Annotated in this window: 6 protein-coding genes and 1 pseudogene; 6 read left to right on the top strand and 1 reads right to left on the bottom strand. The window is 69.9% G+C overall.

Annotated features, from left to right (window positions below; all coding sequences use genetic code 11):
* The first annotated feature begins 38 nt into the window (after positions 1–38).
* From ABZ896_RS29635 to ABZ896_RS29625, 3 genes are read left to right on the top strand one after another with little or no spacing between them, the layout of a single operon-like run.
* Entirely contained in the window at positions 39–1,334 is a 1,296-nt protein-coding gene (locus tag ABZ896_RS29635) for a putative T7SS-secreted protein (protein WP_360935763.1), read from the top strand.
* Positions 1,335–1,339: 5 nt separating this feature from the next.
* Positions 1,340–2,449, top strand: coding sequence for a hypothetical protein (locus ABZ896_RS29630; RefSeq protein ID WP_360935760.1), 1,110 nt, complete (start codon positions 1,340–1,342; stop codon positions 2,447–2,449).
* Positions 2,450–2,479: 30 nt separating this feature from the next.
* Positions 2,480–3,346 (top strand): hypothetical protein, encoded by an 867-nt coding sequence (locus ABZ896_RS29625; protein WP_360935757.1) that lies wholly within the window; start codon positions 2,480–2,482, stop codon positions 3,344–3,346.
* Positions 3,347–3,406: 60 nt separating this feature from the next.
* On the opposite strand, the gene eccCa is transcribed toward ABZ896_RS29625, so the two are convergent.
* Positions 3,407–7,345: a type VII secretion protein EccCa gene (eccCa, locus tag ABZ896_RS29620; RefSeq protein ID WP_360935754.1), complete on the bottom strand. Its 3,939-nt coding sequence runs from the start codon at positions 7,343–7,345 to the stop codon at positions 3,407–3,409.
* Positions 7,346–7,605: 260 nt separating this feature from the next.
* Between eccCa and eccD the strand changes: the two genes are divergently transcribed.
* The 3 genes and pseudogenes from eccD to ABZ896_RS29605 all read left to right on the top strand — a co-directional run.
* Positions 7,606–9,069, top strand: coding sequence for a type VII secretion integral membrane protein EccD (gene eccD / locus ABZ896_RS29615; RefSeq protein WP_360935751.1), 1,464 nt, complete (start codon positions 7,606–7,608; stop codon positions 9,067–9,069).
* Between the two features lie 130 nt (positions 9,070–9,199).
* A complete protein-coding gene (gene rpsO, locus ABZ896_RS29610; protein WP_028802543.1) occupies positions 9,200–9,487 on the top strand; it encodes a 30S ribosomal protein S15 in 288 nt (95 codons plus the stop codon).
* A gap of 300 nt (positions 9,488–9,787) precedes the next feature.
* Positions 9,788–12,004 (top strand): annotated as a pseudogene (locus ABZ896_RS29605) (polyribonucleotide nucleotidyltransferase); the annotation flags it as partial.
* Positions 12,005–12,101 lie beyond the last annotated feature (97 nt).

Below are 12,101 nucleotides of genomic sequence, written 5' to 3'. Positions count from 1 at the left end.
CACACCACCTCGCAAACGCACACAACGGGGAGAAGACGATGGGAATGTTCGACGATCCCAGCTGGCCAGGACTGACGTTCAACCCGGCCAAGGGCGACCTGCACACGATCGAGTCGCTCGCGTACGACGTGAAGACCGTCGGCGACGAGCTCGACGAGATGCGCGAGATGCTGGTCAACATCGGCAAGACCGACGGGATCTGGGACGGCGAGGCCGCCAAGAAGTTCCAGGCGAAGGTCGGCGAGCTGCCCAAGTACCTTCAGCAGGGCCACGAGTCGATGAACGCCTGCTCCCGCGCGCTGCGCGGCTGGCACGACGAGCTGGAGACCATGCAGCGCCAGGCGAAGAACCTGGAGGAGCGCGCGGTCGAGGCCCGCAAGCGGCTCGACCAGAAGAACGCCGACGTCGACCGGGTCAACGTCAAGATCGAGGGCGCGCAGTTCCAGCAGCTCACCGAGCAGCAGGCCAAGGCCCTCTCCGAGGAGGCCGACTCCGCCTCCCGGGCCGCACAGGACGCCGCGACCGACCTCAAGATGCTCATCGAGAACGGCGAGGCGCTGCGCAAGTACTGGGAGGAGCAGGCCGCCAAGGCCGAGAAGGCCATTCGCGAGGCCGCGAACAACAGGCCGCCGGACATCAGCATCTGGGACAAGATCACGGACGGTCTCAAGGGCGCCTGGGACGGCTTCAAGAACTTCCTCATCGACAACGCGGACCTGTTCTCCACCATCTCCGCCGCGCTCGCCGCGGCCGCCATCGTGGTCAACGTCATCCCGGTCGGCGGCCAGGTCGCCTCGGCCATCCTGGGCGCGGGCTCGGTCGCCTTCGCCGGTGCCGCGATGGCGGGCCACTGGATGGGCGGCGCCCCGATGTGGAAGGTCGGCCTCGACGCGCTCGGCGTGATCCCCGGTGTGGGCGGCGCGGGCAAGGCCCTGTTCTCCGGCGGGAAGGCGCTGTTCACCGGAGCCCGGGAGGCGGGCGCGCTCGCCTCGGGCGCCAAGGTCATGATGAACCAGATCAAGAACCCCATGAGCACGAAGATCATCAACTGGGGCCTCGGCAAGTTCGGCAAGGCCGTCGACCCGTCGCTCATCACCGGTGCCGTCAAGGGCTTCTCCACCGGCTTCGGCATCGGTCACCTGATCACCGGCGGTGACGAGGGCGGCAGCAGCGCACCGGCGCCCCAGCCCGCACCCGCACCCTCGCCCACGCCGGAGTACTCGACCCACCCGACCCCGGCGAACCCGAACACGCCCATGCCGCAGCCCGCAGTCACGACGATGCCGTACCCGGCGGCCACCGGTGACAGGTTCCTCCAGACCCTGGCGGCCTGAGCACGATGACCGAGACCACCACCGCGGTCACCAGGACGCCCGGCCTGCACGTCGGCTGGGTCCTGCCGCCGTTCTTCCACGAACTCCCCGTGGACACCGAGGACGTCGAGGAGGCCGGCGAGCGGCTCTACGAGACGGTCCGCCAGGTCCTGCCCGGCGGCACCGAGGACGACCGCTTCCGGATGTTCGTCACCTACGCCTCGATCATCGACGACCTGCGCAACGCGGGCGCCGTGTACGCGGGCTTCTGCAACCTGGACGTGGACGGCCGCGCCAGCACCGCGACCGTCGCCGTCTACCGCACCCCGCTCCAGGGCATCACGGCCGCCGACGTCCTCACGGAGGCGCTCTCGGCCCTCCAGCGGGCCTATCCCGACGACGAGGTCCGGATCAGCACCCTGCCCTGTGGCCGGGGCGACTCCCAGGCCGTCGTCCGGATCGGCGACGCGCCCTTCACGCTCACCGCCGAGGCGTCCCCCACCGGGGAGCCCCTGGAGGTGCCGCGCGGTCAGATCCAGGTCTACATACCGCTGCCCAACGACGCCGACCTGCTGGTCTTCGAGCTCTCCACGCCCAGCATGCAGGACTGGGACCTCTACTCGGAGCTCTTCGCGACGATCCTCAGGACGCTGGACTGGGCCACGGAGGAGGAGGCCGAGATGGCCGCCGCGCTCTCCCAGGCCCAGCCCGTCCCGGACGTCACGCCCGACCCTGCCGTCGTCCAGGAGCTGTACGCCCACTCCAGCCGGATCCTCGACGCCCTGGGCGTGCGCGGACGGATGGACGAGGGCAACGCGGTCTCCGCCGTCGCCTGCGCGGACTGCTGGTCCCGGGGGCTGACCTCGGTATGCACGGCCCGTCACCAGTGGCAGATCGACGACGTGGACGAGCCCCCGCTGGCCGCCGCCGTCGGACGCCTCGACGAGGCGTTCCAGGCCCAGGGCTGGATCAAGCTCGCGGGCGTCCCCGGCCGCAGTGCCTCCCTGGCCGCGGACGGCGGTTCGGGCCACCGGATCACCGTCACGCTGATCGAGGGCCGACGCCGTCTCGTCGTCGAGGTCGTCGCCCCCTGCACCCGAATCGTCCGCGGCCCCGGCGACTCCGTCTTCGGCTAGCGGCGGCCGACCCGAGGAGGCGGCCCCATCATGGACACTGACACCCCTGACCTCCTGCCGGTGGGCGCGGCCGCGCTGTCCGCACAGCCCCGGCTCGCCGACGCCGTACGGGAGTTCGGCCGGACGTACGGCTACGACTACTTCGACGACTCCGCCGTACGGCGCCAGCTGGCCGAGCACGAGGAGTCCGTACGGCGGACCGGGCTCGGCCCGCTGGTCTGGGCCGCCTCTCTGGCGGCCACCGTCGGACTCAGCTGGCTGGTGTGGGTCCTGTACCGCAGGCCGGAGAACCTCGGCGTCGCCGTGGTGCCGCCCGCCGCGGTGCTGGCCCTCGCGGTCGCCGGATTCGTCCGCGTGAACCTCGTGGGCCGACGCAAGCTCCACCACCCCTTCCTGGAGGGGTACCGGTACGTCCTCGCGGCGGCGCTGGCGTACGGCGCCCCCGTGAGCTTCGTCCCCGCCTGGCTGACCGGCAAGGGCGGCGGCGAACTCCAGGCGGCGCCCCTGCCGTCGTACACCGCGCTCTCCGCGGGCCCCTCGCAGGACGCCAGGAGCGCCGTACCGCTGCCGCCGAAGCCCCCGGAGGTCGAGGAGTACGAGCGGATCGCCGACCGGGGCGGCTGGCACGACGAGGCGGGCTGGATCCTCGTCGTCGCCGGTGCGGTCGGGGTCGGGTACGCCGTGGTCAAGGACATCCCGGTGGCCTTCGCGGCGGCCCTGCTGCCTGTCCTCGGCGTCTGGACGTGGGTGGCGGGCCATCGCCTCGGCAAGCGGCAGCGGCTGCTGTCGGGGCAGGCCCGCCAGTATCTCGGCGAGCTGACCGCGGCACAGGCCGCCGGCGCCGTCGTACGAGAACTCTCCCCGCCGCTGCGGAAGTTGCTCGACCGACCTCTTTGACCCACCTCGTACGGAGGGGGCGGACCGGAAACCCGGTCCGCCCCCTCCGTCGTACCCGGCTCAGCTCTCCGGCAGGTAACCCGTCTGGACCAGCTGCCCGCTGGCCCGGCGCGAGATGAACTGCCCGCGGCCCTGCGGCTGCGGCGTCGCCTTGATGTTGTTGAACACCGGCCCCTCCGACGGATCGCCGGACAGCACGATGCCCTGCGCGCCCAGCTCCTTGATCCGGGTGAGCACCGGCTCGAAGGACGAGCGGGAGGCACCCGAGGTGGTGCGGGCCAGGATGATGCGCAGACCGAGGTCACGCGCGAACGGCAGGTACTCCAGGAGCACCGACATCGGGTTGCCCATCGACGTCGCGACCAGGTCGTAGTCGTCGATGAAGATGAACGCGTCCGGCTCGTTGTACCAGGACCGGTTGCGCAGCTGGTCCGGCGTCACGTCAGGACCCGGCATACGGCGGCTCATCGAACCGGCCAGCGACTCCATGACCTCCTGGAGCTGCGGACCCGAGGCGCAGTACTTGTACATGTGGCTCTCGGGCACCTGGCCGAGCAGCGCGCGCCGGAAGTCCGAGACCACGAACAGCGCCTTGTTGGCCGGGTACCGCTCCGCGACCTGCTTGGCGATGAACCGCAGCAGCGAGGACTTGCCGGACTCGCTCTCGCCGTAGATGACGAACAGCGGGTCGGTCTCGAAGTCCACGAAGACCGGGGACAGGGTGAGCTCGTCGACGCCGACCGCGATGCCGCGGCTGCCGAAGTCGCCGCCGCCGGGCAGCTCGGAGGCGTGCAGCATGGTCGGGAGCATCCGCACCTTGGGCGCCGCCGGGCCCTGCCAGGCGTTGTTGACGCTCTGGACGAGGTTGGCCATGCCGTCGGCGAGGTCCTCCACCGCCGTCGACCCGTCGATCCGGGGCGTCGCGGCGAGGTAGTCCAGCTTCTCCGGGGACAGACCGCGACCGGGCTTGCCCATCGGCACGTTCTCGGCCCGCTTGCGGTCGAACTCCGACTCCATCGCGTCACCGAGGCGCAGTTCGAGCCGGCTGAGGATCTGGTCGCGCAGCGCCGGCCGCATCTCGGTGTAGCGGGTCGCGGTGATGACCAGGTGGATACCGAAGCCGAGACCGCGCTGGGCGATGTCCGCGATGACCGGGTCGAGCATCTCGTAGTCGTTCTTGAACGTCCCCCAGCCGTCGATGACCAGGAAGACGTCGCCCCACTGCTGGTCGGGGTAGTGCCCCTGGGCCCGGCGGGTGCGGAAGGTGTTCATGGAGTCGATGCTCTTGGAACGGAAGAACTCCTCACGGGCGTTGAGGATCCCGTGCACCTCCGCGACCGTCCGGCGCACCTTCTCCTGGTCCAACCGGGAGGCCGCGCCGCCCACATGGGCCAGGTTCTCCAGCGCGAGCATGCCGCCACCGCCGAAGTCGAGCGCGTAGAACTGCACTTCGGCCGGGGTGTGGGTGAGCGCGAACGACGTGATCATCGTCCGGACGAGCGTCGACTTGCCGGACTGCGGACCACCCACGATCAGCGCGTGACCGGCGGACCCGGACAGGTCCGCGTACATCACGTCACGGCGCTGCTCGAACGGCTTGTCGACCAGACCGACCGGGACGATCAGCTTGCCCTGCGCGTGGTAGCCCTCGGCGTGCAGACCGCGCTCCGGGCTGACACCCAGCACCGGCAGCACCTGGTCGAGGCTGAACGGCTCGTCCAGCGGCGGCAGCCACACCTGGTGGGCGGGCGGACCCTGTCCGTCGAGGCGGCTGACGATGACGTCGAGGACGGTGTCGGCGAGCGCGTCGTCGACCTGGTTGACCCGGGTCTCCGGCTCCGGCTCGGCGAGGATCCGCACCGGCACCGGCGCCGCGGTGAACAGCACGGGGGAGCGGTCGATCCGCCCGCCGCCCTGCGCCACCGGGCCGTTGGGCCGGTAGGTGCCGGACACGTACGCGGCCTTGAACTGCACCATCGTGTCGGTGCCGTACTTCAGGATGCCCGCGCCGGGGACGTTCGGCAGGTGGTAGGCGTCGGGCACCCCGATCGCCGTACGCGACTCGGCCGCGGAGAAGGTCCTGAGGCCGATGCGGTACGACAGGAAGGTGTCGAGGCCGCGCAGCTTGCCCTCCTCCAGGCGCTGCGAGGCGAGCAGCATGTGCACACCCAGCGAACGGCCGATGCGGCCGATCTGGATGAACATCTCGATGAAGTCGGGCTTGGCGGCGAGGAGTTCGCTGAACTCGTCGATGATCAGGACGAGCGAGGGCAGCGGGTCCAGCGGGGCGCCGGCCGCGCGGGCCTTCTCGTAGTCGGTGATGTTCTGGTAGTTGCCCGTCTGCCGCAGCAGCTCCTGGCGGCGGTTCAGCTCACCGGTGATGGAGTCGCGCATGCGGTCCACGAGGGTGAGCTCGTCGGCCAGGTTGGTGATGACCGCGGAGACGTGCGGCATGGAGCCCATGCCGGTGAAGGTGGCGCCGCCCTTGAAGTCCGCGAGGACGAAGTTGAGCGTCTCGGAGGAGTGCGTGACCGCGAGGCCCAGCACCAGCGTGCGCAGCAGCTCCGACTTTCCGGAACCGGTGGCGCCGACGCACAGGCCGTGCGGGCCCATGCCCTCCTGCGAGGCCTCCTTGATGTCCAGCATGACCGGCTCGCCGTTCTCGCCGAGGCCGATCGGGACGCGCAGCCGCTCGTGCAGGGTGCGCGGCCGCCAGGTGCGCGAGACGTCCACGCTGCCCGCGTCGCCGATCTGCATCAGGTCGGTGAAGTCCAGGTTCGCGAGGAGCGGTTCGTCCGCGTCCGCCGCACCGAGACGCAGCGGCGCCAACTGGCGGGCCAGCGACTCCGCCTGGGCCAGCGAGAGCACGTCGGGCGTGCCGGTGAAGACACCCGTGCCCGCCTCCAGCTCCATCGCCTCGGGCCACACCCGCACCATCAACGAGCCGCGCGGCTCGTCCAGTTCACCGGGGACCACCTCGACGATGGTCACGCCCTGCAGCCCCTCCGAGGAGGCGAGCTGCGAGTCCGCGGGCACCCCGCCGCCGTCCAGGACGACGACCACGTGCGGCTGGTCGAGGACCGGCTGTCCGTCCCGGCTCCACCGGGGGCGGCCCTCCAGCTGCTGGGCGATCATCTCCTCCAGCTCGCCCAGGTCCTGGCAGAGCATCCGGCGCGAGCCCGCGCCGTCGGACTCCTTGTGCTGCATGTGCGGCAGCCACTTGGTCCACTCCCACTCCACCGCGGCGCCCGGCGCGGCCACGACCGCGATCAGCACGTCCTCGGGGGAGTGCAGCGAGGCCAGCTGGCCGACCACGGAGCGCGTCTGGCCGTAGACCGTCTCGGGATCCCCGGAGATCGTCACGTGGTAGAAGGAGCGCAACCCGATCGCCAGCGGCAGCTCGCCCAACGTGCCGTAGCCCGCGATGAACTGCTGCATCGCGTGCGCGGTCAGCGGCTCCAGCTCGTCCACCGGCGCGGTGTCCGGCGCGACCAGCGGAGTCGCCAGCTGCTGCGGGCCGAGGCCGATGCGCACCTGCGCGAAGTCCTGGTCCGTGGACCGCCGTTCCCACAGCCGCGAGCCCTCCGCGACCAGCGCCCACAGCTGTTCGGGCGCGGGGTGCAGATAGTGCTGGGCGTCGCTCTGCTTGTGCGCGGTACGGCGGATCTCCCGCCGCTTCTGCGCCAGGTACTTGAGGTAGTCGCGCCGCGCCTCGGCCATCTGGCCGGAAGGTCCCTTGCGGGCCCGGACGATCTGGGCCACGAGCATGGCGACGGTGGACACCATCATCAGCATGCCCATGATCTTCATGAAACCCTGCGCGCCCGGCATGAAGAAGAACGCCGCCGACGACCCCATGCCCAGCATGGGCAGCAGGTTCATCAGCAGGCTGTCGTCCTCGGTGCGCGGCAGTTCGGGAGGCGCTTCGAGTCTGACCTCCTCACTGGGCACCTCCGGCGGGAACACCCGCGGGGGGCGTTTGACGATGACGACGCTCACCGATCCACCAGTCCTTCACGCAATCGCAATCTTGAACCGCCCCCGTTGTGACGGCCCCCGTACGTTCGTCAACTCCGCTGGCTCTGCCAGCCCATGAGCCGGGCGTTGATCCTACTGTTCTCCGCGGCGATTGAGCCGGGAGGGGATGAGGAGATGCCGGGTGGGGACGGTAGGGTGACGCACCGAACCAAGCGCGGAGCGGGAATCGCCCTGGCAAACCGCGACGAAATCACCAGTACTGGACGAGGGGGAACCGTCAGGTGAGTACGGTTTCAGCAACCGGGTTCTGCCGGGTCACGGTGGCGGCACCGAACAGCCGGATCGATGTGGCACTCCCCGAGGACGTGCCGCTCTCTGACGTGTACCCGGAGATCCTGAGGCTGTCGGGTCAGACGCCCGAGGAGACGGCGCCCACCGGGTACAACCTGGTGCGCAGGGACGGCTCCGTCCTCGACGACGGCCGCTCGCTCGCCGAGCAGCAGATACGCGACGGCGAACTTTTGCTTCTGCGACCGTTCGCGGACTCGCTGCCGCCCGCCGTCTTCGACGACGTCGTGGACGCCGTGGCCGCCGCCGTCGAGGCCGACCGCCGCAGCTGGAACGACGGCATGATGCGCACCGTCGGCCTGCTCGCCGGGGCGCTGCTGCTGACGATGATGGCGCTGGCGCTGTGGTTCTCGGAGCCGATCCGCCACGACATGCACGGCCTGCCGGGCATCATCGCCGGCGTCACCGGCATCGTCCTCGTCGCCCTGGCCGCCGTACGCGCGCGTGTCTACGACGACCACCACGCGGCCGTCGCCCTCGGCCTCGCCTCGCTGCCGCACCTGATGGTCGGCGGCTCCGGAATCCTCGGCGTCGACGCGGGCGAGGGCCCCGGACGGCTGCACCTCCTCGTCGGCTTCGCCGTCCTGCTCGTCGCCTCCGTGCTGCTCGTCCTGATGCTGCCGCAGAACGACGCCCCCTTCATCGCCGCCGCGTTCGCCGCCGGCATCGGCGTCCTCGCCACCTTCGCCGCGATCGTCACCGAGGCCGAGCCCCGCGAGAGCGCCGCCTGCACCGCCGTCGTCATGGTCGCCGTCATCGGCTTCCTGCCCGGCTGGTCCGCCCGCTTCGCCCGGCTGCCCATCGGCTTCCGCTCGCCCGACCAGATCGCCAAGCGCAACCGCCCGGACGAGCAGCAGGAGCAGGAGCCGGTCGACTTCCGGATCATCACCGACCAGGCCCGCCGCGGCCACGAGCTGCTGCTCGGCCTCGTCGGCGGCTGCGCGGTCGGCGGGGTCGCCTCCGCCGGTGTGGTGCTCGGCTTCTCCAGCAACGGCTGGGCCCAGCTGATGGCGCTCGCCGCCGGCCTCGCCATGCTGATGCGGGCCCGGCTGTTCCTCTACACCTCCCAGGTCGTCACCCTGATGGTCTCGGGCATCGTCACGCTCAGCCTGCTGGTGCTCGGCCTCGCGCTGAACCCGCCGGCCGACGTCATGGAGGAGCTCCTCTACAACCACAACAGCGCCCCGCTGGACATCCGCACCGTCTGGCTCGCCGCCGCGGTCGCCTTCGGCGCGATGCTCCTGGTGGCCATCGCCCTGATCGTGCCGCGCAAGGGCGTGACCCCCTTCTGGGGCCGCATGCTCGACCTGAGCGAGGGCGCGGTCCTGCTCTCCCTGGTCCCGCTCTGCCTCGCGGTCCTCGACCTGTACGCGGCCGCCCGGGGCATGACCAGCTGACAAGGCTGCTATCCTGGTCGGCGGCCGTGTGTGTTCACGCCCGCCGGCCTCCGCCTCCCGAGTCACGGAAGCATCCCTGAGAAGCAGACCAGGGGCACTCGGCGGCAACCACAGATCCTGAGGAGTAAGCGTGTCGCTCGACGCCGCTACGAAGAAGCAGATCATCTCCGAGTTCGGCCAGAAGGAGGGCGACACCGGCTCCCCCGAGGTCCAGGTCGCCATGCTCTCGCGTCGGATCTCCGACCTGACCGAGCACCTCAAGACCCACAAGCACGACCACCACTCCCGTCGTGGCCTGCTGATCCTCGTCGGTCAGCGCCGCCGCCTTCTCCAGTACCTGGCGAAGAAGGACATCCAGCGCTTCCGTACGCTGGTCGACCGCCTCGGCATCCGCCGCGGTGCGGCGGGCGCCAAGTAAGACGTGACGAAGGGAGCGGTTCCCGAAACGATCGGGGATCGCTCCCTTTGCCGTACGTACGGAAACGTGCGGAGTGTCACACCTGCTTTGTAGTGTGGTAGCACAACGCAGTAACACGAGGAGAAGTGCACCTCGCCGCCGCCGGTCCTCGGTAGTGGCCCCCGGGCAATGCGAACCCGGGTGCTTCGATCGAAGACCGGCCCGCACCAGACGGAGCGCTTCTCCGCCCATGTCCCCCTGCCACACGGGCGGATCGGGACAAAAGACGATACGCAGACGAAAAGTAACGGAGAGCACCTAGTGGAGAACGAGACCCACTACGCCGAGGCCGTCATCGACAACGGCTCCTTCGGCACCCGCACCATCCGCTTCGAGACGGGCCGCCTCGCCAAGCAGGCCGCCGGCTCCGCCGTGGCCTACCTGGACGACGACACCATGGTGCTGTCGGCGACCACCGCCTCGAAGAACCCCAAGGACCAGCTCGACTTCTTCCCCCTGACGGTGGACGTCGAGGAGCGGATGTACGCCGCCGGCAAGATCCCCGGCAGCTTCTTCCGCCGTGAGGGCCGGCCCTCCGAGGACGCGATCCTCACGTGCCGCCTCATCGACCGCCCGCTGCGCCCGTCCTTCAAGAAGGGCCTGCGCAACGAGATCCAGGTCGTCGCCACCATCATGGCGCTCAACCCCGACCACCTGTACGACGTCGTGGCGATCAACGCCGCCTCCGCGTCCACCCAGCTGGCCGGTCTGCCCTTCTCCGGCCCGATCGGCGGCGTCCGCGTCGCGCTGATCAACGGCCAGTGGGTCGCCTTCCCGACGCACTCCGAGCTCGAGGACGCCGTCTTCGACATGGTCGTCGCGGGCCGCACCCTGGAGGACGGCGACGTCGCGATCATGATGGTCGAGGCCGAGGCCACCGAGAAGACCATCCAGCTGGTCAAGGGCGGCGCCGAGGCCCCGACCGAGGAGGTCGTCGCCGCCGGTCTGGAAGCCGCGAAGCCCTTCATCAAGGTCCTCTGCAAGGCCCAGGCCGACCTCGCCGCCAAGGCCGCCAAGCCGACCGGCGAGTTCCCGATCTTCCTCGACTACCAGGACGACGTCCTGGAGGCGCTCTCCGCCGCCGTCCGCCCGGAGCTCGCCTCCGCGCTGACCATCGCGGGCAAGCAGGAGCGCGAGTCCGAGCTGGACCGCGTCAAGGCGCTCGCCGCCGAGAAGCTCCTCCCGGAGTTCGAGGGCCGCGAGAAGGAGATCTCCGCCGCGTACCGCTCCCTGACCAAGCAGCTCGTCCGCGAGCGCGTGATCAAGGAGAAGAAGCGCATCGACGGCCGTGGCGTCACGGACATCCGTACGCTCGCCGCCGAGGTCGAGGCCATCCCGCGCGTGCACGGCTCCGCGGTGTTCGAGCGTGGCGAGACCCAGATCCTGGGCGTCACCACCCTCAACATGCTCCGCATGGAGCAGCAGCTGGACACCCTCTCCCCGGTGACCCGCAAGCGCTACATGCACAACTACAACTTCCCGCCGTACTCCACCGGCGAGACCGGCCGCGTCGGCTCCCCGAAGCGCCGCGAGATCGGCCACGGCGCCCTCGCCGAGCGCGCCCTGGTCCCGGTCCTGCCGACCCGCGAGGAGTTCCCCTACGCGATCCGCCAGGTCTCCGAGGCGCTGAGCTCCAACGGCTCCACGTCCATGGGCTCGGTCTGCGCGTCCACCATGTCGCTGCTGAACGCCGGTGTGCCGCTGAAGGCCCCCGTCGCCGGTATCGCCATGGGCCTGATCTCCCAGGACATCGACGGCGAGACGCACTACGTCACCCTCACCGACATCCTCGGTGCGGAGGACGCCTTCGGCGACATGGACTTCAAGGTCGCCGGCACCAAGGAGTTCGTCACCGCCCTCCAGCTCGACACCAAGCTGGACGGCATCCCGGCCTCCGTCCTGGCCGCGGCCCTCAAGCAGGCCCGTGACGCCCGCCTCCACATCCTCGACGTGATGATGGAAGCGATCGACACCCCGGACGAGATGTCCCCGAACGCCCCGCGGATCATCACCGTCAAGATCCCCGTGGACAAGATCGGTGAGGTCATCGGCCCCAAGGGCAAGATGATCAACCAGATCCAGGAGGACACCGGCGCCGAGATCACGATCGAGGACGACGGCACCATCTACATCGGTGCCGCCGACGGCCCGGCCGCCGAGGCCGCCCGCACCACGATCAACGGCATCGCCAACCCGACCATGCCGGAGGTCGGCGAGCGCTACCTGGGTACGGTCGTCAAGACCACCACCTTCGGCGCGTTCGTGTCGCTGCTCCCGGGCAAGGACGGTCTGCTGCACATCTCGCAGATCCGCAAGCTCGCGGGCGGCAAGCGCGTGGAGAACGTCGAGGACGTCCTCGGTGTGGGCCAGAAGGTCCAGGTCGAGATCGCCGAGATCGACTCCCGCGGCAAGCTCTCCCTGATCCCCGTGATCGAGGGCGAAGAGTCGGACGACGACAAGAAGGACGACACCGACAAGTGGGTTGGGGACGTAAAGAGCGAGGGTTCCATCATTCACATTTCTATACGCATGCTCTACCGGAGCCCCTTCCCCCATTCTCACGTCCTTGACGTAA

Source organism: Streptomyces sp. NPDC047072 (genome assembly GCF_040643855.1).
Taxonomy (GTDB): Bacteria; Actinomycetota; Actinomycetes; order Streptomycetales; family Streptomycetaceae; genus Streptomyces.
Note: the sequence above shows the minus strand (reverse complement) of the source record. Positions and strands in the feature narration are given on the sequence as shown.

Excerpts from the sequence above, each read along its gene's own strand:
- ABZ896_RS29635 (WP_360935763.1), top strand. The coding sequence starts at position 39 with ATGGGAATGTTCGACGATCCCAGCTGGCCAGGACTGACGTTCAACCCG.
- ABZ896_RS29630 (WP_360935760.1), top strand. The coding sequence starts at position 1,340 with ATGACCGAGACCACCACCGCGGTCACCAGGACGCCCGGCCTGCACGTC.
- ABZ896_RS29625 (WP_360935757.1), top strand. The coding sequence starts at position 2,480 with ATGGACACTGACACCCCTGACCTCCTGCCGGTGGGCGCGGCCGCGCTG.